22 protein-coding genes are annotated in these 20,942 nt (G+C 63.5%); 9 read left to right on the forward strand and 13 right to left on the reverse strand.

Going from position 1 to position 20,942, the window contains the following annotated elements:
* The first annotated feature begins 203 nt into the window (after window positions 1-203).
* The 3 genes from FNA46_RS16160 (at window position 204) to blaOXA (ending at window position 3,025) form a co-directional block, all read left to right on the forward strand.
* Window positions 204-1,478, forward strand: a complete 1,275-nt coding sequence (locus FNA46_RS16160) for an MFS transporter (RefSeq protein ID WP_143126236.1) — start codon at window positions 204-206, stop codon at window positions 1,476-1,478.
* Window positions 1,479-1,638: 160 nt separating this feature from the next.
* Entirely contained in the window at window positions 1,639-2,136 is a 498-nt protein-coding gene (locus FNA46_RS16165; RefSeq protein ID WP_143126237.1) for a nuclear transport factor 2 family protein, read from the forward strand.
* 64 nt (window positions 2,137-2,200) lie between these two features.
* Window positions 2,201-3,025, forward strand: coding sequence for a class D beta-lactamase (gene blaOXA, locus FNA46_RS16170; protein ID WP_143126238.1), 825 nt, complete (start codon window positions 2,201-2,203; stop codon window positions 3,023-3,025).
* Between the two features lie 51 nt (window positions 3,026-3,076).
* Here the strand turns inward: blaOXA and rplS are convergent, their stop codons facing one another.
* Window positions 3,077-3,583 carry a 50S ribosomal protein L19 gene (gene rplS / locus FNA46_RS16175; protein WP_143126239.1) on the reverse strand — a complete coding sequence of 169 codons (507 nt, stop codon included), beginning with the start codon at window positions 3,581-3,583 and terminating at the stop codon, window positions 3,077-3,079.
* Window positions 3,584-3,863: 280 nt separating this feature from the next.
* Between rplS and FNA46_RS16180 the strand changes: the two genes are divergently transcribed.
* The gene (locus tag FNA46_RS16180) at window positions 3,864-4,610 is read left to right on the forward strand and encodes a sulfite exporter TauE/SafE family protein (protein ID WP_143126240.1); all 747 of its coding nucleotides are present in this window, start codon (window positions 3,864-3,866) and stop codon (window positions 4,608-4,610) included.
* Here FNA46_RS16180 and trmD read toward each other — a convergent pair.
* From trmD to ffh, 5 genes are all read right to left on the reverse strand, one after another.
* Window positions 4,592-5,290 (reverse strand): tRNA (guanosine(37)-N1)-methyltransferase TrmD, encoded by a 699-nt coding sequence (trmD, locus tag FNA46_RS16185; protein ID WP_143126374.1) that lies wholly within the window; start codon window positions 5,288-5,290, stop codon window positions 4,592-4,594. The two genes, FNA46_RS16180 and trmD, sit on opposite strands and share 19 nt — an antisense overlap.
* An 8-nt stretch (window positions 5,291-5,298) precedes the next feature.
* Window positions 5,299-5,910, reverse strand: a complete 612-nt coding sequence (gene rimM, locus FNA46_RS16190; RefSeq protein ID WP_143126241.1) for a ribosome maturation factor RimM — start codon at window positions 5,908-5,910, stop codon at window positions 5,299-5,301.
* Between the two features lie 141 nt (window positions 5,911-6,051).
* A complete protein-coding gene (gene rpsP / locus FNA46_RS16195; RefSeq protein ID WP_143126242.1) occupies window positions 6,052-6,417 on the reverse strand; it encodes a 30S ribosomal protein S16 in 366 nt (121 codons plus the stop codon).
* A 66-nt stretch (window positions 6,418-6,483) separates the two neighbouring features.
* The gene (locus FNA46_RS16200; protein WP_143126243.1) at window positions 6,484-6,804 is read right to left on the reverse strand and encodes a chorismate mutase; all 321 of its coding nucleotides are present in this window, start codon (window positions 6,802-6,804) and stop codon (window positions 6,484-6,486) included.
* A 10-nt stretch (window positions 6,805-6,814) separates the two neighbouring features.
* The gene (gene ffh / locus FNA46_RS16205; RefSeq protein WP_143126244.1) at window positions 6,815-8,386 is read right to left on the reverse strand and encodes a signal recognition particle protein; all 1,572 of its coding nucleotides are present in this window, start codon (window positions 8,384-8,386) and stop codon (window positions 6,815-6,817) included.
* Between the two features lie 309 nt (window positions 8,387-8,695).
* Here ffh and FNA46_RS16210 point away from each other — a divergent pair, with 309 nt between their 5' ends.
* The 4 genes from FNA46_RS16210 to speB all read left to right on the forward strand — a co-directional run bounded on the left by FNA46_RS16210 (window position 8,696) and on the right by speB (window position 11,592).
* Complete coding sequence (locus tag FNA46_RS16210; protein ID WP_246103132.1) at window positions 8,696-8,944, forward strand: type II toxin-antitoxin system VapB family antitoxin; 249 nt, start codon at window positions 8,696-8,698, stop codon at window positions 8,942-8,944.
* Window positions 8,944-9,381 carry a type II toxin-antitoxin system VapC family toxin gene (locus FNA46_RS16215; protein WP_143126246.1) on the forward strand — a complete coding sequence of 146 codons (438 nt, stop codon included), beginning with the start codon at window positions 8,944-8,946 and terminating at the stop codon, window positions 9,379-9,381. Before FNA46_RS16210 ends, FNA46_RS16215 begins: the two co-directional genes overlap by 1 nt.
* A gap of 74 nt (window positions 9,382-9,455) precedes the next feature.
* Window positions 9,456-10,532 carry an MBL fold metallo-hydrolase gene (locus tag FNA46_RS16220; protein WP_143126247.1) on the forward strand — a complete coding sequence of 359 codons (1,077 nt, stop codon included), beginning with the start codon at window positions 9,456-9,458 and terminating at the stop codon, window positions 10,530-10,532.
* Window positions 10,533-10,629: 97 nt separating this feature from the next.
* Window positions 10,630-11,592, forward strand: a complete 963-nt coding sequence (gene speB, locus FNA46_RS16225) for an agmatinase (protein WP_143126248.1) — start codon at window positions 10,630-10,632, stop codon at window positions 11,590-11,592.
* A 51-nt stretch (window positions 11,593-11,643) separates the two neighbouring features.
* Here the strand turns inward: speB and FNA46_RS16230 are convergent, their stop codons facing one another.
* The 7 genes from FNA46_RS16230 to tesB form a co-directional block, all read right to left on the reverse strand.
* Window positions 11,644-12,444 carry an exodeoxyribonuclease III gene (locus FNA46_RS16230; RefSeq protein ID WP_143126249.1) on the reverse strand — a complete coding sequence of 267 codons (801 nt, stop codon included), beginning with the start codon at window positions 12,442-12,444 and terminating at the stop codon, window positions 11,644-11,646.
* Between the two features lie 109 nt (window positions 12,445-12,553).
* On the reverse strand, window positions 12,554-13,198 hold the full coding sequence (locus FNA46_RS16235) for an outer membrane lipoprotein carrier protein LolA (RefSeq protein WP_425468772.1): 645 nt from the start codon (window positions 13,196-13,198) through the stop codon (window positions 12,554-12,556).
* A 123-nt stretch (window positions 13,199-13,321) separates the two neighbouring features.
* Window positions 13,322-15,985 (reverse strand): FtsK/SpoIIIE family DNA translocase, encoded by a 2,664-nt coding sequence (locus tag FNA46_RS16240; protein ID WP_143126251.1) that lies wholly within the window; start codon window positions 15,983-15,985, stop codon window positions 13,322-13,324.
* 166 nt (window positions 15,986-16,151) lie between these two features.
* A complete protein-coding gene (locus FNA46_RS16245; protein ID WP_210245891.1) occupies window positions 16,152-16,505 on the reverse strand; it encodes a hypothetical protein in 354 nt (117 codons plus the stop codon).
* 256 nt (window positions 16,506-16,761) lie between these two features.
* The gene (locus FNA46_RS16250; protein ID WP_143126253.1) at window positions 16,762-18,117 is read right to left on the reverse strand and encodes an ammonium transporter; all 1,356 of its coding nucleotides are present in this window, start codon (window positions 18,115-18,117) and stop codon (window positions 16,762-16,764) included.
* Window positions 18,118-18,146: 29 nt separating this feature from the next.
* Window positions 18,147-18,497 (reverse strand): P-II family nitrogen regulator, encoded by a 351-nt coding sequence (locus tag FNA46_RS16255; RefSeq protein WP_185969881.1) that lies wholly within the window; start codon window positions 18,495-18,497, stop codon window positions 18,147-18,149.
* Window positions 18,498-18,707: 210 nt separating this feature from the next.
* A complete protein-coding gene (tesB, locus tag FNA46_RS16260; protein ID WP_244618027.1) occupies window positions 18,708-19,592 on the reverse strand; it encodes an acyl-CoA thioesterase II in 885 nt (294 codons plus the stop codon).
* 85 nt (window positions 19,593-19,677) lie between these two features.
* Between tesB and FNA46_RS16265 the strand changes: the two genes are divergently transcribed.
* Window positions 19,678-20,892: a ubiquinone biosynthesis hydroxylase gene (locus FNA46_RS16265; protein ID WP_143126255.1), complete on the forward strand. Its 1,215-nt coding sequence runs from the start codon at window positions 19,678-19,680 to the stop codon at window positions 20,890-20,892.
* Window positions 20,893-20,942 lie beyond the last annotated feature (50 nt).

Here is a 20,942-nt window from a genome sequence, read left to right on the forward strand (position 1 = left end):
GGGTCACTCCCGAATGTGTGGCACGGCCGAAATCGACGTCTGAGCGATTGTCATGGAAATGCCGTGGAAGGCAAGAGGCCGAACACACGGACGGCAGCTTGCAGGAGCGCTCGCGCAGCGCGCCCCTTGCCGCCATCGCAACCGAACCTAGTTTCCGCAGTTCAAGCCGGGTGGGGGCGCCTGACTGCTGCGGAGGAACCGTCTTGGTTTCGGAAAAACACCTGATCGCCAAAATCACCTGGCGTCTCATGCCGTTTCTCGGCTTTCTCTATCTGATCGCCTATATCGACCGGCAGAATGTCAGCTTCGCCAAGCTCGACATGGTCGATGCGCTGGGCCTCAGCGAATATGCCTATGGGCTTGGCGCCTCGCTGTTCTTCATTGGCTATTTCCTGTTCGAGGTGCCGAGCAATCTCTTCCTCAACCGGTTCGGCGCCTCCAAATGGTTTGCCCGCATCATGGTGAGCTGGGGCATCGTCACCATCGCACTTGCCTACACCTCCAGCGCGACGATGTTCTACATCCTGCGCTTCCTGCTCGGGGTGGCGGAAGCCGGCTTCTTCCCTGGCGTTCTCTACCTGCTGACCCTCTGGTTCCCCAAGGATTATCGCGGCCGCATGGTGGGCCTGTTCATGATCTTCAGCGCCTTTGCCAATGCGGTCGGCGCGCCGCTTGGCGGCATGCTGCTCGATCTTGATGGTCTCCTCGGCTATGCCGGCTGGGAATGGGTGTTCCTCGCCACGGGCGTTCCCGCCGTCCTCGCCGGCATCGTGACCCTGTTCTATCTCGATGACACACCGGAGAAGGCGCGCTTCCTGACGGCGGCGGAGAAGGACTGGCTGCGCGAGCGGCTGGCAGCGGAAAACGCCGGCATGGAGGAGCATGCCGAAAGCGGCTTCCGGGCGCTCGTCAATCCGCGCGTGCTGCTGATGTCCGTCTGCTATATCGGCTTCCCGCTGGCGGCCTATGGCCTCAGCTACTGGCTGCCGACCATCGTGCAGGGCTTTGGCGTGTCCAACACGGTGAACGGGCTCATCAACATCATCCCCTGGCTGATCGTGGCGCTGGCGCTGTGGATCGTGCCGAGCATGGCCGACCGGACGAACGACAAGACGCCCTATATCGTCGGTCCGGCCTTCGTCGGCGCAGTCTGCCTGACACTGTCGGCGGTCGTGACGGCGCCGATCCTGCAGTTCGCGCTTTTGTGCGTGGCGGCTGCCGGCATATTCGCCGGACAGCCGGTGTTCTGGAGCCTGCCGGGTCGCTTCCTGAAGGGGGCGGGGGCAGCAGCCGGCATCGCGGCGATCAACTCGGTCGGCAATCTCGGCGGCTTCATCGCGCAGAACGTGGTGCCCTGGATCCGCGACGAAACGGGCAGCACCATCGCGCCGATGTTCTTCCTGGCCGCCTGCCTGGCCGTGGCGGGTGTTCTGGTGATTCTCGTCGGACGCCTCCTTGCACGCAAGGCGTCGGCCTGACGAGACGGCACGCCGCTGACTCACGAGAGACAGCGGCGGACACGCACCCTGCCACCGCGGCCGGTTCCCTTTTCCATACTATCGGCAGCGGAAATGCCTTGTTTTCCGGGGCCGGATGCATGCCTATCTCGGCAGGGCATCCATCCCGGGAGACATCCGCATGAAATACATCGCCTTCGTCGCTGCGCTGGCACTCGGCACAGCTGCTCTTCCCCATCTCGCTGCAGCGCAGGAAGCGGTTGTCGCCGCAGCCGACAAGGAAGCACAGTTCACAAGCCCCGATCCCGCACTGAACGCCAACAAGCAGCTCATCTACAAGATCTATCGCGATCTGCTGGAGGCTCACCACTGGGACAAGGCGGCCGATTACCTCAGCGAGCGCTATATTCAGCACAATCCGAATGCGCCTTCCGGACGCCAGAGCGTGGTGGATTTCTTCACGAAGGGACTGGGCGTCAAGCCAATCCCCATTGAGGACAGGCTGAAGAGCCCGATCGTTTTCGTACAGGCGGAAGGTGACCTCGTGACCGTTGCCACGGTGCGCACCGAAAAGGACCCAAAGGATCCGGCGAAAACCTATACCACGACCTGGTTCGATACCTGGCGGATTATCGACGGCAAGGCGGACGAGCACTGGGATTCCGCCGTGAAGAGATGAGCGGTGCCGCCTTCTCGACATCTTGGCAGTTCACAAGCAGCGCACGATGTCGAGGAGGACTGACATGATGCGACCTGCACTTTTTCTTGCCCTTGCCTTTTCAGGCGCGCTTACCGCTCTCGCGCCCGCGCAGGCCAGAACCATCTGCACGATGGTCGCTGATGCCGAAACCGGAACGGTGCTGGCGGAAGAGGGTGATTGCGCCGGTCGCGTCACCCCCGCCTCGACCTTCAAGGTGCCGCTCGCCCTGATGGGCTTCGATTCCGCTGTTCTGAAGAGCCCGCACGAGCCGGTGCTCGAATTCAAAAAAGGCGATCCGGATTGGGGCGGCGCGGAATGGAAGAAGCCTACCGATGCCGAGCGCTGGCTCAAATATTCCGTCGTCTGGTTTTCCCAGCGCATCACCCACCGACTTGGCGCCGAAAGGCTGGCGGCCTATGCCAAGGCCTTCAACTACGGCAATGCGGATTTTTCCGGCGATCCCGGCAAGAACAACGGCCTCGATCGCGCCTGGATCGCCTCCTCGCTCAAAATCTCCCCGAAGGAACAGATCGCCTTCCTGCGCAAGCTTTCCAGCCGGTCGCTGCCGGTTGCACCGCAGGCGATGGACAAGGCCGTGGCGGCCATGGAAAGCTTCCCCGTGGCCGGAACCGGCTGGACGGTAAAGGGAAAGACGGGCATGGCCTATCCCCGCGCGGGCGATGGCCGCTTCGACTATGAACACCCCTGGGGATGGTTCGTGGGCCTTGGTCAGGCCGACACGCGCGCAATCGTGTTCGTGCGCCTCGCGCAGGATGAGAAGAAACTGCCCGGCTCCGCCAGCGCCAGAGCCCGCGATTCCATTCTCAAGGACCTGCCGGCGATCATCGAGAAAGCCGAGGCCCAATGAAAAAGGCGGGCCTGAGCCCGCCTTCCAAGACAATATCCCGAATGGGACATCTTATTCCGATGCTGCTGCCGCTGCGGCTTCTGCTGCTGCCTTTTCGGCGGCGAGAGCCTGTGCTGCTGCAACCTTTTCCGCTTCGACGCGTGCGCGCTCTTCAGCGGCTGCACTGCGCTCGGCTTCGTTGAGCTTGCGGGCGCGGATGTTGGTAGCTTCAACGATACGGGCCGACTTGCCGCGACGATCGCGCAGGTAGTAGAGCTTGGCGCGACGGACCTTGCCGCGACGAACGACTTCGACGCTTTCGACCATCGGGGAGTAGACCGGGAAGACGCGCTCGACGCCTTCGCCATAGGAGATCTTGCGAACGGTGAAGCTTTCGTTGATGCCGCCGCCGGAGCGGGCGATGCAAACGCCTTCATAGGCCTGAACGCGGGTACGGTTGCCTTCCGTTACCTTCACGTTGACGCGCAGCGTATCACCCGGGGAAAATTCCGGAAGCTTGCGAATGGCTTCGATCTTGGCAACCTGTTCGGCTTCCAACTGAGCGATGATGTTGGTCATGTTAACCTCTGAGTTCTTCTGAAACAGCCAGAGCGCCCAAACCGCGACATCCTCGGACCATGCCTTGGAGCCGTGCCCTTGCGGGCAGGGGCGAATTCGCCATCCTTTGTTTCGGTCAACGGGAGAATATCCCTTGTCCGTGCGGGGGCCATTACACGAAACTGTCACGCTTGTCACCCCGCCCCGCGCTGAATCTGCCGAAAGATCCGGTGAAACCCGGCTTGTGGCAACGGCCCATGCCGTTTATCTGCAAAGGCAACGGGGTTTGGGAGGACACCGCATGACATTGTCGATGATCGGGCTGCTGTTCGTGGCCGGCTTTCTGTCGGGCGCGGTGAACGCGATTGCCGGCGGCGGCACCTTTCTCACCTTCGGCGCCCTGACGCTGGCCGGCATTCCACCGATTTCCGCCAATGCCACCTCCTCGATCGTCCAGTTTCCGGGTTATGTCACCTCCACGCTCGCCTACAAGGACGAGCTTCTGAAGCGCTGGCGCAGCGCCGTGGCGCTGACGCTTGTCTCGGCCCTCGGTGGGCTTGCCGGCGCGCTGATCCTGCTGGCGCTCTCCAACCCCTCCTTCCGGGCACTGGTGCCCTGGCTGCTGACCGCGGCAACGGCCATCTTCGCAGCCGGCCCGCTTCTGCAGCCGAAGGCCACCGCCGAGCGCTCCGCAAGCTCGCTCTCCAGCCTCGCCGGGCAGGGAGTGACTGCGATCTATGGCGGCTTCTTCGGCGCCGGCATGGGCATCATGATGCTCGCCGTGCTGGGACTGACGACCGGCGGCAGCTATCATCATCTGAATGCGCTGAAGAACCTGCTCGCAACCGTCATCGCGGCAGTTGCCATCATCGTCTTCGTCAGCGGCGGCGTGGTCGCCTGGCCGCAGGCAATCGTGATGATCCCGGCCGTGGCAGCCGGCGGCTATGCCGGCGTGTGGGCGGCACGGCGCGTGCCACAAACCATCATGCGGATGATCGTGGTGGCTGTCGGTGCCGCCCTGATCATCTATTACTTCGTCACCGGCTGAGAGGGTTTTGCAAGCAGATCCGGGCGGCGCTCCTTCGTCAGCGCGAGCGCCTGCTCGTGCCGCCAGCGTTCGATGGCAGCATGGTTGCCGGAGGTGAGCACGGCGGGAATGCCCTGCCCTTCGAACTCCTGCGGCCGGGTATAGTGGGGATGTTCCAGAAGCCCGGTCTCGAAGCTTTCATGCGTGCCGGAGGCGGCATTGCCCATGACGCCCGGCAGGATGCGCACCACGGCGTCGAGCAGCGTCAGCGCCGCCGGTTCACCACCGGAGAGAATATAGTCGCCGATCGAGACTTCCTCGAGCGCCCGTGCATCGATGACCCGCTGGTCGACCCCTTCGAAGCGGCCGCAGACGATCACCACCCCCTCGCCCTCCGCCAGTTGACGCACCCGCTCCTGCGTCAGCGGACGACCGCGCGGGCTCATCAGCAGGCGCGGACGCCAGTCAGTTGCCACCGAATCGATGGCGCGCGCCAAGACGTCCGGCTTCAGCACCATGCCGGCACCGCCGCCGGCCGGCGTATCGTCCACCGTCCGGTGCCGGTCGGTCGCAAAATCGCGGATCTGCACCGTCTCCAGCGACCAGTCGCCCCGTTCCAGGGCCTTGCCGGCCAGAGAATGGCCGAGATGGCCCGGAAACATGTCGGGATAGAGCGTCAGGATGGTGGCGCGATAGGGCATGGCGGCCGTCACTCCGCCTCGCCCTTCGGCTTGCGGCCGGATTTGCCGCCCGTCTTGCCGCCCGTCTTGCCATTCGGCTCGGGCGGCGCATCCTCGTCCGGCGTCTCGACCAGACCGGCAGCGACCGGATCGACCAGGATGCGGCCGGCGTCCAGGTCGATTTCCAGCACGGCCGCCTCGGAGAAGGGAATGAGCGTCGGGCGACGACCCGGTCCCTTGAGCTCCAGAAGATCGCCTGCGCCGAAATCGAAGACGCCGCTCACCTGGCCGTAGCTGTTTCCCTCGGCATCGACGGCTTCGAGCCCTTCCAGGTCGGCGTAGAAGAATTCGTCTTCGTCCAGTTCCTCGTCCGGCAGGTTGTCGCGGTCGATGAACAATTCAAGCCCGTTCAGCGCCTCGGCGGCATTGCGGTCGTTGACGCCGCGGAACCTCACGATCACGACATTTTTCGCCTCGCGGATCTCGAGGATCTCGAAGACGCGGCCGTCGGCGCTGTGCAAATTGCCGTAATCGCCGAGCGCCAGCGGATCGGCGGTGAAGGCGCGCACGCGAACCTCGCCGCGCAGGCCCTGCGCCGCGCCGATCGTTGCCATCAGGACGGGGTTTTCCAGCTTGGCCATGGTGGCTCCCTCTTTCATCGACGGATGCTCTACAGCCAATCGCACGACTTGAAAACAGCCTGTTGAAAACGCAAAGCGGGCGGCACGTCGCCATGCCACCCGCCCGTCAAGCAGGCCCGTCATGCGGGAATGCGTGCAGCCTTATTCGGCAGCAGCAGCTTCAGCGGCTTCGGCAGCCTTGGCAGCCTTTTCCTTGGCGCGCTCGACAGCCTTCTTGCCGGGCTGAGCCTTGGTCGGGTTGCTGCGGGCGTCGCGCTCGGCAATGCCGGCTTCCGCCATGAAACGCAGAACGCGGTCGGTCGGCTGTGCGCCCTTGGCAACCCAGGCCTTGATGGCTTCGGCATCGAGAACGACGCGCTGCTCGTTGTCCTTGGCCAGCATCGGGTTCCAGGAACCGACGGTCGCGATGAAGCGGCCATCGCGCGGCGAGCGGGCATCGGCAACAACAACGTGATAATACGGGCGCTTCTTGGAACCACCACGGGCGAGACGGATCTTCAGGGACATTTCTAACTCCTTCAGTTTCGGTTCAGGCCGTCCTCTTCGACGGGCTGTCTGGTGTCGAGTCCGCCGTCAGGCGGTCTTTTCGGTTGCACCGCCATGTTCGGCGGCAATGGCTTCATGGTGACGGATGACTTCCTTGATGATGAAATTCAGGAATTTTTCCGCAAAGTCCGGATCGAGCTGCGCATCCTTGGCCAGGCGGCGCAGCCGTTCGATCTGGTATTCCTCGCGCGCCGGATCGGCCGGCGGCAAATCGTAAAGGGCCTTCAGGATGCCCACTTCCTTGGTGCAGCGGAAACGCTCGGCCAGCATGTGCACCAGCGCCGCGTCGATGTTGTCGATCGACTGGCGGTATTTGCCGAGCTGTTCCTTCACCTTCGGATCAACCATCGAAAAACCCTCACTTCTTCTTGGGCATACCGGGCAGGCCCGGAAGACCGCCCAGGCCCGGGAGCTTGGCACCGCCGAGACCCGGAAGGCCGCCACCCGGCATTCCACCCGGCAGGCCCGGCATCGAACCCGGCTTGAAGCCCGCGGCTTCCGCCTGCCTGGCCAGCGCTTCGAGCTGCTTCGGATCCATGTTCGACAGATCCGGCATGCCGCCCCCGAGACCACCGAGGCCCATCTTGCCGGCCAGGCCGCCCATCATCTGCTTCATGATGCCGCCCTTGCCCTTGCCGCCCATAGCCTTCATCATATCGGCCATCTGGCGATGCATCTTGAGCAGCTTGTTGATTTCGGCGGCATCCGTGCCGGAGCCCGCCGCGATGCGCTTCTTGCGCGAATGCTTGAGAATGTCCGGATTGGCGCGCTCGGCCTTGGTCATCGAGGAGATGATGGCGATCTGCCGGTCGAACATCTTGTCGTTCATGCCGGACGCGGCCAGCTTGTCCTTCATGCCTGCCATGCCGGGCATCAGGCCCATGATGCCGCCCATGCCGCCCATCGCCTTCATCTGGCGCAGCTGGTCGGCGAGGTCGTTCAGGTCGAACTTGCCCTTGGCCATCTTCTCGGCCATGGCACGCGCCTTTTCGGCGTCGATATTTTCGGCCGCCTTCTCGACGAGCGAGACGATGTCGCCCATGCCGAGAATACGGTCGGCGATGCGGCGGGGATGGAACTCCTCCAGCTCCGACATCTTTTCGCCGACACCGATCAGCTTGATCGGCTTGCCGGTCACGGCGCGCATGGAGAGCGCCGCCCCCCCACGGCCATCGCCGTCCATGCGGGTCAGCACGAGGCCAGTGATGCCGACGCGCTCATCGAAATTACGAGCGAGATTGACGGCGTCCTGACCGGTCAGCGAGTCGGCGACCAGCAGAATCTCATGCGGTTTCGAGCGGGCCTTGATCTCGGCCATCTCGGCCATCAGCGGCTCGTCGATATGCGTGCGGCCGGCGGTATCGAGGATGACGACATCATGGCCGCCGAGCCTCGCAGCCTGCACGGCGCGGGCGGCAATGTCGGTCGGCGACTGGCCGGCGATGACCGGCAGCGTATCGATGCCGGTCTGCTGTCCAAGCTGGCGCAACTGTTCCTGGGCGGCCGGACGACGCGTGTCGAGCGAGGCCATCAGGACCTTCTTCTTGTCGCGCTCCGTCAGACGCTTGGCGATCTTGCCTGATGTCGTGGTCTTGCCCGAACCCTGAAGACCGACCATCATGATGACGACCGGGGCTGCCGCATGCAGGTCGATCGCGACACCCTCGGCGCCCAGCATCTCGACCAGTTCGTCATGGACGATCTTGACGACCATCTGGCCGGGCTTGATCGATTTCAGGACTTCGGCGCCAACGGCCTTCTCGCGCACACGATCGGTGAAGGCGCGCACGACTTCCAGCGCCACGTCTGCCTCGAGCAGCGCACGGCGAACCTCGCGCAGGGCCGCCGAGACATCCGCCTCGGAGAGCGCGCCACGGCCGGTCAGTCCACTCAAGATGGAACCAAGACGGTCCTGGAGGTTTTCGAACATCGTGTCATCCTTCTAGACATTTGCCGGTCGAACCGGAAACGTCGGGTCTTCATCGCCCGAAAACAAGACGCAAAGCCAAAAAGCACCCGAGGGCGCAACGCGCTGTCGGGTGTTGACCTCCGGGATCTCTTTATACCTTTGCGGGTCCCGGTCGGTGGCTAAAGTCTTGTCAACTTTGAGCAGATCGGCGTGCTTAAACCCGATGATGCCGCAGAAGTCAAGGCTTTCAGGGATTTTTGCGGGAACGCCCGATTTTGCGATGGGTCGCGCCTTATGGTAGGGTGAGCTTGGTTCATGGATCGGAGGCCGATGATGTCCCTTGACATTCGCGATGCGGAAATCGATGCCCTGGCCGGCGAGGTCATGCGACGACTGGGCGCGAAGAGCAAATCCGAGGCGGTCCGCCGGGCGCTCCAGAACGAATTGACGCGGGGCGACGGCCGGCAGGCTCCAAAAGACAGTGTTACCAGGATTCAGGACAGAATTGCGTCTCGCATGGGAAGCCATCCTGCCCGTTACGATGACAAAGCCTACATGGACGAGATGTGGGAAGTCTGATGTTCCTGGATGCATCCGCGGTGGTCGCCATCCTCGCCCGGGAAGTTTTGGCCGACGATCTGCTGAAACGCATTCGAGAGGCAGCCGATCCCATCCACTACACCTCCATCACCATGTATGAGGCGGTCGTCAGCCTTGCCCGGAAGACCGCAGTCTCGATCTACGGAGATCAGGTGCCGACACCGGCAGCGCTTCTGGCAGAAGTGCAGGCCGATGTAGAGGACTTCATGAACGCCATAGGCGCCATCGAAATCCCGCTCGAAACCGGCACACATCGGCTGGCGCTCGATGCGGCCCGCCGGTTCGGCCGCGCCACGGGCCATCCGGCAAGGCTGAACTTCGGCGATTGCTTTGCCTATGCGGCGGCGAAGGCGCTCAATGCGCCGCTGCTGTTCGTGGGGGAGGATTTTGCCCGGACAGACATCGCGCCAGCCTGAGGCTCTGATCCAGCAGCGCCTCATGTGACGTAGCATCGCTTGAAGCGTCACCCCTCACTTCCTATAGATTCATGATGAAACGACGCCAATTCTTGAAATGGACAGGCATCGGCAGTCTCGCGCTTCTCGGCGGCGGGCTGGCGGCAGGGAGAGCCATGGCAGCCAATCGCTACTACAAGGGGCCGGTTTCGGACCATTTCGACGGAACCCGCTTCTTCAATCCCGGCGGCGAGGAGCCGAAGGGCTTCATGAACCTGCTGCGCTGGCGCTTCAACGGCAAGAGCATCGCATGGCCTGAGGCCTATCCCAGCCCCTTTGCGCCCGCCGTACCGGAGAAGCGGGTGACGGGCAACCGGCTCGTCGTCACCATGGTCGGGCATGCCTCGATGCTGATCCAGGTGGCCGGTCTCAATATCCTGACCGATCCGGTCTGGGCGGAGCGGACGAGCCCCGTCTCGTTTGCCGGGCCGAAGCGGGTCAATGCGCCGGGTATCCGGCTGCAGGACCTGCCGCCGATCGACATCGTCATCGTCACCCACAATCACTACGACCATCTCGATCTCGACACCCTGAAGCGCCTGCATGCGGCGCATCGGCCGCATTTCGTCACGCCGCTCGGCAATGACGCGATCTTCGGGCCGGACCTCAACGATCCGCGCATCACCGTGATGGACTGGGGCTCGCAGGCCTATGCCGGCAAGAATGTCACCCTCCATTGCGAGCCCTGCCACCACTGGTCGGCACGCGGCGTGAACGACCGGCGCATGGCGCTCTGGGGTGCCTTCGTGATCGAGACCCAGGCTGGCAAGATCTACCACATCGGCGATACCGGCTTTCACCAGGGCATCAATTACCGTGCCGCCGCGGAGAAGCATGGCAGCTTCCGTCTCGCCATCCTGCCGATCGGCGCCTATGAGCCGCGCTGGTTCATGCAGGCGCAGCACCAGAACCCGGAGGAGGCGGTAGCCGGCATGCAACTGGCCCGCGCCGCGCATGCCGTCGGCCATCACTGGGGCACGGTGAAGCTGACGGACGAAGGCATCGAGGAGCCTCTGGCAGCCCTTCGCAATGCCCTCACCGCCGCGGCAATCGCGCCTCAGCGCTTCCGCGCGCTCCGCCCCGGCGAGGCCTTCGAGGTGCCGGACGCCTGACGGCGATCTTTTCGCGTGGCGGCATTTACAGCGTCGACCGGTTCTGCTGCACTGCAGCGGCATTGTTGTTGCCTGCCGATCCTGACCGGAGAATTTCATGACATCAGCCTTCCACCAGCCCGTCGATGCAGCCGAAGTGCCGCGCTTTGCCGGCCATTCCACCTTCATGCGCCTGCCGGCCGTTGCCTCGCCCGAGGGTCTCGACATCGCGCTGGTCGGCATTCCCTGGGATGGCGGCACGACGAACCGGGCCGGCGCGCGCCACGGGCCGCGCGAGGTGCGCAACCAGTCCAGCCTGATCCGCCGCGTGCATCATGTGTCGGGTGTCGAACCCTTCTCCATCGCCAATGTTGCCGATGTGGGCGATGTCTCGGTCAACCCCATAGACCTGATGGACGGGCTGAAGCGGATCGAGGAGGGCATTGCCGCCATCGTCGCGGCCGGCGCGCTGCCGCTCTCCGTCGGCGGCGACCATCTGACGACCCTGCCGGTGCTGCGGGCCGTGGCCAAATCCCGACCGGTCGGCATGGTGCATTTCGATGCCCATACCGACACCAATGACAGCTATTTCGGCGGCAACAAATACACGCACGGCACGCCCTTCCGCCGGGCAATCGAGGAAGGCCTGCTCGATCCGAAGCGGATGGTGCAGATCGGCATTCGCGGCTCGATCTACGACACCACCGACCATGACTGGGCGAAATCGCAGGGCATCCGGATCATCTACATGGAGGAATTCGTCGCGCGCGGCGTCGAGGATGTGATGGCGGAGGCGCGCGCCATCGTCGGCGACGGCGCGACCTATGTGACCTTCGACATCGACAGCATCGACCCCTCGATGGCACCGGGCACCGGCACGCCGGAAATCGGTGGCTTCACCACGCGCGAGGCACAGCAACTGGTGCGCCTGCTGGCCGGCATCGATATCGTCGGGGCCGATGTGGTGGAGGTCGCGCCGCCCTTCGACGTTGCGGGCCTGACGGCGCTGGCCGGCGCCAATATCCTGTTCGAACTGCTCTGCGTCATGGCGCCCTGCGTCGCACGCCGTCGCGCCGGCTGAACGCCCCCGGCGGAAGCAAAACCCTCCCGTTCGAGGCGGGAGGGCACGATTTCAGAAGCGGAAGGTGGCCGTCACCGGCACGTGGTCGGAGGGACGTTCCCAGCCGCGTGCCTCCTTCAGAACCTCGATGCTCTCCAGAAGGGGACCGAGATCGGAAGAGGACCAGACATGGTCCAGCCGGCGGCCGCGATCGGCCGCTTCCCAGTCCTTGGCGCGGTAGCTCCACCAGGTGTAGAGCTTTTCGGAGGCCGGCACGTGCTGGCGCATCAGGTCCAGCCAGCCGCCCTGCCGCATCACCTCCAGCAGACCCTCGGTCTCGACCGGCGTATGGCTGACGATCTTCAGCATCTGCCTGTGCGACCAGACGTCATGCTCCAGCGGCGCGATGTTGAGGTCTCCGACGAGAATGGAGGATGTGCCCGGGAGATCAGCCCTCAGCGCCTTCATTTCCTCCACGAAATCCAGCTTGTGGCCGAATTTCGGGTTGATGCCGCGATCCGGCTCGTCGCCACCGGCGGGCACATAGAAATTGTGCAGGCGGATGCGCCGGCCGCCGCGCTCGAAGATCGCCGAAATGTGGCGTGCATCGCCGACGCCGCAATAATCCTGCCGGTGGTCTTCAAGGAGCGGCACCTTCGAGAGGATCGCCACCCCGTGATAGCCCTTCTGGCCATGCAGGATGATGTGGGAATAGCCCATCTCCTTCAGCGGTTCGAACGGGAATTCCGGTTCCCGGCACTTGATTTCCTGCAGGCAGAGAATGTCCGGCCGGGCCCGGGCGATGAACTGCTGGACGATCGGCAGGCGCAGGCGCACCGAATTGATGTTCCAGGTGGTGATGGAAAAGGACATACGAAAAACCTCGACGTGATCCGTCGAGGTTTAGAACCTTTCGCTTGCCAAGAGCAAGGCCGCCCGGCCGATCATCGCGGGCATGCCAGAGCGGCAGCGGATGAGGCCGTTACAGCTTGTGGACGTCGTCATAGGGAATGGTGAAGACCTTGCTGTCAAAGCGGACGCCGGTCTGCACATTGTAGATCATCACCGTGGTGTCCTTGCCCTGCAGGTCGGTGATCGTCCACTGGCGCAGGTCATAGGTCTTCGGATCGAACATCATGGTGATCGTGGAATCGCCGAACACGGTCTTGTTGCCGAGCACGATGGTGGTGAGGTCGCTTTCCTCCTTCACCGCCCGCACCATCTGGTTGGAGAGATCGATGCGATCGGCCAGAAGCAGGCTGAGAGGCGTCTTGGAGAGCGGATAGAGATCCCAGGTCTTCAACTTGAGATTGCCGACGACCACGTTACTGCCATCTGCGATGACACGGATCGGCGACGGATCCTCGAAATTGAAGCGCAGCTTGCCGGGACGTTCGATGAAGAATTTTCCGCCCGTCTGTTCGCCCCTCGGGCCGAACTGTACGAACTCGCCGGTCATGGTCTTTACCGAGGAAAAATGGTCGGCGATCTTCTGCGCTGCATCGGATGGTCCCTGCGCCAGGGCGGGAGCTCCTGCAAGCCCGACCGCCGCAAGCCCGGAAAGGCCAAGCACCAGATGGCGGCGGCTGAGCGACGGGCGGTGCGACGGAATAGAACGGGGTGTCATCATGGGATCTCCTTCAGGCGTCTTATGGCGTCGAAAGACGGCGGCTTCGTGACAGGAGCGGCAGGGCGGTCGGGCAGGCCAGCGGCCGCGAAGATGTCCCCGCTGCCGTTCGCCGAGACGGCCTCAACGCTCGATGATGTCGGATTCGGTCGGAACGAGAATTTCGCGCTTGCCCGCATGGTTGGCCGGGCTGATGATGCCCTCCTGCTCCATGCGCTCGATCAGCGAGGCGGCACGGTTGTAACCGATGCCGAGGCGGCGCTGGATATAGGAGGTCGACGCCTTGCCGTCGCGCAGCACGATGGCGACGGCCTGATCATAGGGATCTTCGGAGTCCGACAGATTGCCGGTGCCGGCCGGGCCGCCGCCATCCTCGTCATCCTCCTCGTCGGCGGTGATGGCCTCGAGATATTGCGGTGCGCCTTGCGTCTTGAGGTACGAGACGATGTCTTCCACCTCGTTGTCGGAGACGAAGGGGCCGTGCACGCGCTGGATGCGCCCGCCGCCGGCCATATAGAGCATGTCGCCCATGCCGAGCAGCTGTTCGGCACCCTGCTCGCCGAGAATGGTGCGACTGTCGATCTTCGACGTCACCTGGAACGAGATTCGCGTCGGGAAATTCGCTTTGATCGTGCCGGTGATGACATCGACGGAGGGGCGCTGCGTCGCCATGATCACATGAATACCGGCAGCGCGCGCCATCTGCGCCAGGCGCTGCACGGCACCTTCGATATCCTTGCCCGCCACCATCATCAGGTCAGCCATTTCGTCGATGATCACGACGATGTAGGGCATCGGTTTCAGGTCGAACTCTTCCGTCTCGTAGATCGCCTCGCCCGTCTGCCGGTCGAAACCGGTCTGTACGGTGCGGGTCAGCACTTCGCCCTTGGCAAGAGCCTGTTCCACGCGGCTGTTGAAGCCGTCAATGTTGCGCACGCCGATCTTCGACATCTTCTTGTAGCGCTCCTCCATCTCGCGGACGGTCCACTTGAGCGCCACGACCGCCTTCTTGGGATCGGTGACGACAGGGGACAGGAGATGGGGAATGCCGTCATAGACGGAGAGTTCCAGCATTTTCGGATCGATCATGATCAGGCGGCACTGGTCCGGCGTCATGCGATAGAGCAGCGACAGGATCATGGTGTTGATGGCAACCGACTTGCCGGAACCGGTGGTGCCTGCGACGAGCAGATGCGGCATCTTGGCGAGGTCGGCAATGACAGGCTCGCCACCGATCGTCTTGCCGAGCGCCATGGCAAGCTTCGCCTTGCTGGCATCGAAATCGCCGCTGCCGATCAGTTCGCGCAGGAAGACCGTCTCGCGACCCTGGTTCGGCAGCTCGATGCCGATCGCATTGCGGCCGGGAACGACCGCGACGCGGGCGGCGATCGCACTCATCGACCGCGCAATGTCATCGGCAAGGCCGATGACGCGTGACGACTTGATGCCGGGCGCCGGCTCGAGTTCGTAAAGCGTGACGACGGGACCCGGACGCACATGGATGATTTCGCCCTTGACGCCGAAATCCTCAAGAACGCCTTCGAGAATGCGGGCATTCTGCTCCAGAGCATCGGCCGACAGCGTTGCATCGCGCACCACGTTGCGCGGCTCGGAGAGCAGATGGACGGAGGGAAGCTGAAAACCCTCCGGGTCGAGCAGCGAAGACTGCGCCTCCCGCACGACACGGGCGCCTGGACGCGTCGGTGCGGCAGGCGCCGCCACGCGACCGGACGCCCTTGCCCCAGCCTGCCGCAGACGCGGCGCATCGAAGGAAGGCTCGTCATCCTTATCCGGCAGGATGCCGGCCGGACGCATCGGCTCGTCATCAGCCTCATCGACGGCGCCCATCGAGGGCGGCGAGATGCGCCGCCGTGCCGCCATGAAATCGGACATCGGGCTGTCGAGGGAGGGTTCGAGGCGACCCGGAGACCCGACCTTGGCTCGAACCGGTTCATTCAGCTTGCCGAATTCGTCCTCGTTGAAGTCATAAGGCGCATCATAAGCGGCCGTCTGGCGCGAGGGCGGCGCGATGCGCAGCAGCCGGCGCAGCCTTGCCTGCGTGATGTACCAGTAATGGGCCAGCGCCCCGAAGGCGAGCAGGCCGGCGAAGAAGCCCTCCCGCTCATCGTCATCCTCGTCCGCCGGCGCGGCCCGGCGGCGGCTCTGGACAGGCGCCTCCTCCTCGTCGTCCTCGTCAAAGAGTTCCTCCTCCTCGCGACCGACGAGACCGGCGGCAAACAGCAGGAACCAGACGGCCGGCACGGCAAACAGCATGCCCAGAACGATCGCCACCGTGCCAGTCGGATAGTTTCCGATAAAGAGTGCAGGAAAGCGCAGGATCATGTCGCCGACGACACCGCCGATGCCGTTGGGGATCGGCCAGGTCATCGGCACCGGAAAGCAGCCGAGCGCGGCCGTTGCCAGCACCGTGCCCAGCGCAAAACCGCCCAGGCGTGCGGGAATGCGGCGGAAGGAGCGGCCGGAGACCAGAGACAGGGACCAGGCCAGCACCGGAAGCAAGGCCAGCACGCTGGCAAGGCCGAAAAACTGCATCATAAGGTCGGCAAACACCGCACCGGGATAGCCGAGCAGATTGGTGGGCGGATTGCTGGTGGCGTAAGAGAACGACGGATCTGCAACGTTCCAGCTGGCAAGCGCGGCAACGGCCAGGGCAAGCGCAAGGAAGAGAGCGAAACCGCACAGGGCGAGAATCTGGCGCACGATGAAGGACACCAGCGCATGGCGGGTGGAATTCGGCGCCATCGCGGCCGGAGTGCTTCTGCCCATGGTCGATCAGCCTGAACGTTTCGGTTTCGCGCGATGGCCAGAAAGGTTTTTCACCCGCCCGCACGCATCCCGTCTTCACGTCAGATTACGCAAGGTTGGTTAACGTCGCTTTAACCACGTCCGGACAGAGATAGGGATCCGGGCCGCTGGGCGAGGCGGGCAGCTGTCAGCCGCCCGCGCGCGATGCGACCGGCATACCGTCCATGCCCACGGCCCGCTGCGCCTCTGCATTGCGCTGGTCGGTGTCCGCGAAGCGATAGCCACGTTCGATCAGCCGCTTTGTGTAGATCCTGTTGTAGACCATGCCCCAGCCGGCGCCGACGGCAAGCCAGCCGACCAGCAGGCCCGGCAGGCCAAGACCGATCACCCCCACCAGAAGCGCGGCGATGCCGCCTGCGACACACACGCTCGCACCCATGACGAGATCACCGCGGAAGATGGCAGGAACACCGCCGAAAACCAGCGAGGTCCAGCTAAAGCCGTAGTATCCGGTCCGCGAGAGACCGCTCCGGGAGTGCATCAGTTGAATTGCCTTCGCCACCATACAATCTCCGGTCAGAAAGTAATGTCAAATACTCCCTCCCCAAAAGCAGATACACCTCCGAAGAATTTCTTTCAAATCAATTTTAAATCCGCGTTTTTATTATCGTTTTCGCAAATAACGGATTGCAAATCATTAACGGACGTTAATGATGAAAAATGGCCCGGTTTCCCGGGCCACAGATCAGATATTCAAAATTCGGGGTGCGGAGGCGCCCAAGCGACGCCCACGCTCCTTACGAATGATAGGCAGCTTCGCCGTGCGAGGCGAGGTCGAGACCTTCGCGCTCGGCTTCCACCGGTACGCGCAGACCGATGATGATATCGACCACCTTGTAGAGGATCGCAGAGCCGATACCCGTCCACAGGATGGTGATGACCACGGCCTGGATCTGAACCATGACCTGGCCGGCCATCGTCTGTTCTCCGACATAACCGACGCCGCCCAGCGAAGCGGAGGCGAAGATGCCGGTGGCAATGGCGCCGAACATGCCGCCGATGCCGTGCACGCCGAAGACGTCGGCGGTATCGTCATAACCGAACTTGTTCTTCACCACGGAGACGAAGAAGTAGCAGAGCGGCGAAACGATGATGCCCATGACGATAGCGCCCATCGGGCCGACGATACCGGCAGCCGGGGTGACGGCAACGAGGCCGGCGATCATGCCGGATGCAGCGCCCAGCATGGAGGACTTGCCGCGCGTCAGCGCTTCGACAACGCACCAGGAGAGGGTGGCGGCAGCCGTGGCGACGAAGGTGTTGACGCTGGCGAGCATGGCGCCACCGGAGGCTTCGAGGTTGGAGCCGGCGTTGAAGCCGAACCAGCCGAACCACAGCATGGCGGCACCGACATAGGTGAGCGTCATGGAGTGCGGGGCCATCATGTCCTTGCCGTAGCCGGTCCGCTTGCCCACCATCAGGGCGCCGATCAGGCCGGCAACACCGGCGTTGATGTGAACGACCGTACCACCGGCGAAATCAAGCGCGCCGAGACCGAACAGGTAACCGTTGGCATCCCAGACCATGTGGGCAACCGGGAAGTACACGAAGGTGACCCACAGGATGCAGAACAGGATGGAGGCCGAGAACTTGATGCGCTCGGCGAAGGCGCCGATGATAAGCGCCGGCGTGATGGCCGCGAACGTCATCTGGAACAGCACGAAGATGAATTCCGGAATGACAACGCCCTTGGTGAAGGTTGCCGCCGTCGTGGTGGTCGACACACCCGACAGGAACATCTTGGCCGTACCGCCGAAGAAGGCATTGGTCGCGCCACCGAAGGCGAAGGAATAGCCGTAGAGAACCCAGATGATCATCACGGCGCAGGCGATGACCGTGCACTGCATCAGGACGGAGAGCATGTTCTTGGCGCGCACAAGGCCGCCGTAGAACAGACCGAGGCCGGGAACGGCCATGAACAGCACGAGAATGGTGCTGATGAACATGAAGGCCGTATCCCCCTTGTCGGGCGTCGGCGCAGCCGCTGCGGCGGCCGGCGCTGCATCCTGGGCAAAGGCGATGGCCGGCACCAGGAGGGCTGCCGATGCGGCAGCCAGACGTCCATACATGGACGAGAACTTGGAAAATGACATTGCGAGAAACTCCCCTGATCAGCCGTGTCTTAAAGCGCTTCGGTGTTGGTTTCGCCGGTACGGATGCGCACGGCCTGCTCGATGGAATAGACGAAGATCTTGCCGTCGCCGATCTGGCCGGTCTTGGCGGCGGATGCGATGGCCTCGACGGCCTTCTCCACCAGGTCGGATGCCACCGCGATCTCGATCTTCAGCTTGGGCAGGAAGCTCACAGCATATTCCGTGCCGCGGTAGATTTCGGTATGTCCCTTCTGGCGCCCGTAACCCTTCACCTCGGTCACGGTCAGGCCCTGGATGCCGACAGCGGTGAGGGCTTCGCGCACCTCATCCAGCTTGAATGGCTTGATAATGGCCATCACGATTTTCATGTGGTTTCCCATCCTTTGTTGCCTCGGCGCGGAGCCGACTCTCCTGCCGCTGACAGATCCGTGAGCAGCGACTGACCCTATACATTCAAGGCGCGTGCCAGATTCTCGCCACAAAACAAGTTATTGAATTATAAAGACTATCAGCGATACCACATGCTGAAATGCAATTGAGCGCCATTTAGGCGCTCAATTCTTAGGCAAAAATTCAAAAATGACCCCAAACTAGGCACTTGCCCGTTTGCGAATCAATCCTTCCTGGGCCACCGAGGCGACGAGTGCGCCCGAACGGTCATAAAGCGCGCCGCGCGTCATACCGCGCGCCCCCGAGGTGCTGGGGCTGTCCTGCGCGTAAAGCAGCCAGTCATCCAGGCGGCTGGGACGATGGAACCACATGGCGTGGTCAATGCTCGCGGCCTGGATCGACGGATGGAAGATCGTGGTGCCGTGCGCGTAAAGCGAGGTATCGAGCAGCGTCATGTCCGAGAGATAGGCCAGCACGGCGGCCTGATAGTGCCGGTCATCCGGCACCGCGCCGGTGGCACGCACCCAGATCTGCTGCTCGGGCTTCAGCTTCTCATCGGAAATATAGTGAACCAGCGAGACGGGCCGGATCTCGACCGGACGCTTGCGCCCCCAGTAGCGCTTCACCGTTTCCGGCGCATGGGCCAGAAAATCCTTCTGGAACTCGTCCTCTCCCATCAGGTCTTCCGGCGCCCTGACGGAGGGCATCGCCGTCTGGTGGTCGTAGCCCGGCTCCTCGATCTGCGCGGAGACGGACATGGCAAAGATCGCCCGTCCGTGCTGGATGCCGGTCACGCGGCGGGTGGTGAAGCTCGAGCCGTCACGCAACCGCTCGACATCGTAGACGATCGGTACCTTGGGGTCGCCGGGCAGCAGGAAATAGCCGTGCAGGGAATGCACGAAGCGGTCCTCCGGCAGCGTGCGCTGCGCGGCCATCAGCGCCTGCGCGATCACCTGTCCGCCGAACACCCGCTGCCAGCCGATCTGCGGGCTGACCCCGCGAAACAGGTTTTCCTCCAGTCGCTCCAGGTCAAGCGTGGCGATCAATTCGTCCATCGGCGAGAGGGCGACGTCAGGCTGCGGCATTTTTCACGGTCTCCGACGGTAGGAAGCACAGGATCGATGATCTATATGTCGGGCAGTGCAATCACAAGTACGGCAGGAGCAAGCGATGCTGGATATGCTGATCGTGGGCGGCGGGTATGTCGGCCTTTCCGTCGCAGTGGCGACCAAACAGGCAGCGCCACATCTGTCCATCGCCGTGATCGAGGCTGCACCTGATCACGTCTGGGAAAAGGACGAGCGCGCCTCCGCCATCATTGCGGCCGCCTCGCGCATGCTGGACGTGATGGGGCTGTGGGACGAGATCGCCCCCCAGTCGCAGCCGATCAACCGGATGATCGTCACGGATTCGCGCACCGCGGATCCCGTTCGCCCGGTCTTCCTGACCTTCGACGGCGAGGTGGAGGAAGGCCACCCCTTCGCCCACATGGTGCCGAATGTCGCCATGGTGCGGGCGCTGCGTCGCGCTTGCGGCGAGCTTGGCATCGAGATCCGTCACGGTGCCTCTGCCACCGGCTTCGTCGCCGGCTCCAATGCCGCCAGCCTGACGCTTTCGACCGGCGAGGTGCTGGAAAGCCGCCTCGTCGTCGCCTGTGACGGCGTTCGCTCGAAACTGCGCGATATGGCCGGCATCAGGACCGTGCGCTGGGATTACGGCCAGTCCGGCATCGTCACCACCGTCGAGCACGAGCGGCCGCATGAGGGCTGCGCGGAAGAGCACTTCCTGCCCCCCGGCCCCTTCGCCATCCTGCCGATGACCGGCAACCGCTCCTCGCTGGTGTGGACGGAGCGGACCGAGGATGCCAACCGGCTGGTTGCCGCCGACGACCTGATCTTCGAGGAGGAACTGCAGCGCCGCTTCGGCCACAAGCTCGGGACCCTCAGCGTGGTGGGCGGCCGCAAGGCGTTTCCGCTCGGCCTTACGCTGTCGCGCGCCTTCGTGGCACCGCGCCTGGCGCTGGCGGGCGATGCAGCGCATGGCATCCATCCGATTTCCGGCCAGGGCCTCAACCTCGGCTTCAAGGACGTGGCGGCGCTCGCCGAAACCGTGGTGGAAGCTGACCGCCTGGGGCTGGACATCGGCGCGCTGACAATTCTTGAGCGCTACCAGACCTGGCGACGCTTCGACACCTTCCGCATGGGGGTGACCACGGACGTGCTGAACCGGCTGTTCTCCAATGATATCGGCCCGCTGCGCATCGCACGCGACTTCGGACTTGGCGTGGTGGAGCGCCTGCCGAAGCTCAAATCCTATTTCATCGGGGAAGCTGCCGGCACCAAGGCGAAGGACGCCCCACGCCTTCTGGCGGGACAGGCGATCTGACAGCCGTCACGCGCGGGGCCTGCAGGCCCCGCCGCCCGGGCGCACCTCGA

The sequence above is a fragment of the Affinirhizobium straminoryzae genome (assembly GCF_007004135.1).
Classification (GTDB): domain Bacteria; phylum Pseudomonadota; class Alphaproteobacteria; order Rhizobiales; family Rhizobiaceae; genus Neorhizobium; species Neorhizobium straminoryzae.

Bases quoted from the DNA above. Each gene is read 5' to 3' on its own strand.
- FNA46_RS16165 (WP_143126237.1), top strand. From the start codon at position 1,639: ATGAAATACATCGCCTTCGTCGCTGCGCTGGCACTCGGCACAGCTGCT.
- blaOXA (WP_143126238.1), top strand. From the start codon at position 2,201: ATGATGCGACCTGCACTTTTTCTTGCCCTTGCCTTTTCAGGCGCGCTT.
- rplS (WP_143126239.1), bottom strand. From the start codon at position 3,583: ATGACCAACATCATCGCTCAGTTGGAAGCCGAACAGGTTGCCAAGATC.
- FNA46_RS16180 (WP_143126240.1), top strand. From the start codon at position 3,864: ATGACATTGTCGATGATCGGGCTGCTGTTCGTGGCCGGCTTTCTGTCG.
- trmD (WP_143126374.1), bottom strand. From the start codon at position 5,290: ATGCCCTATCGCGCCACCATCCTGACGCTCTATCCCGACATGTTTCCG.
- rimM (WP_143126241.1), bottom strand. From the start codon at position 5,910: ATGGCCAAGCTGGAAAACCCCGTCCTGATGGCAACGATCGGCGCGGCG.
- rpsP (WP_143126242.1), bottom strand. From the start codon at position 6,417: ATGTCCCTGAAGATCCGTCTCGCCCGTGGTGGTTCCAAGAAGCGCCCG.
- FNA46_RS16200 (WP_143126243.1), bottom strand. From the start codon at position 6,804: ATGGTTGATCCGAAGGTGAAGGAACAGCTCGGCAAATACCGCCAGTCG.
- ffh (WP_143126244.1), bottom strand. From the start codon at position 8,386: ATGTTCGAAAACCTCCAGGACCGTCTTGGTTCCATCTTGAGTGGACTG.
- FNA46_RS16210 (WP_246103132.1), top strand. From the start codon at position 8,696: ATGATGTCCCTTGACATTCGCGATGCGGAAATCGATGCCCTGGCCGGC.
- FNA46_RS16215 (WP_143126246.1), top strand. From the start codon at position 8,944: ATGTTCCTGGATGCATCCGCGGTGGTCGCCATCCTCGCCCGGGAAGTT.
- FNA46_RS16220 (WP_143126247.1), top strand. From the start codon at position 9,456: ATGAAACGACGCCAATTCTTGAAATGGACAGGCATCGGCAGTCTCGCG.
- speB (WP_143126248.1), top strand. From the start codon at position 10,630: ATGACATCAGCCTTCCACCAGCCCGTCGATGCAGCCGAAGTGCCGCGC.
- FNA46_RS16230 (WP_143126249.1), bottom strand. From the start codon at position 12,444: ATGTCCTTTTCCATCACCACCTGGAACATCAATTCGGTGCGCCTGCGC.
- FNA46_RS16235 (WP_425468772.1), bottom strand. From the start codon at position 13,198: ATGACACCCCGTTCTATTCCGTCGCACCGCCCGTCGCTCAGCCGCCGC.
- FNA46_RS16240 (WP_143126251.1), bottom strand. From the start codon at position 15,985: ATGGGCAGAAGCACTCCGGCCGCGATGGCGCCGAATTCCACCCGCCAT.
- FNA46_RS16245 (WP_210245891.1), bottom strand. From the start codon at position 16,505: ATGCACTCCCGGAGCGGTCTCTCGCGGACCGGATACTACGGCTTTAGC.
- FNA46_RS16250 (WP_143126253.1), bottom strand. From the start codon at position 18,117: ATGTCATTTTCCAAGTTCTCGTCCATGTATGGACGTCTGGCTGCCGCA.
- FNA46_RS16255 (WP_185969881.1), bottom strand. From the start codon at position 18,497: ATGGGAAACCACATGAAAATCGTGATGGCCATTATCAAGCCATTCAAG.
- tesB (WP_244618027.1), bottom strand. From the start codon at position 19,592: ATGCCGCAGCCTGACGTCGCCCTCTCGCCGATGGACGAATTGATCGCC.
- FNA46_RS16265 (WP_143126255.1), top strand. From the start codon at position 19,678: ATGCTGGATATGCTGATCGTGGGCGGCGGGTATGTCGGCCTTTCCGTC.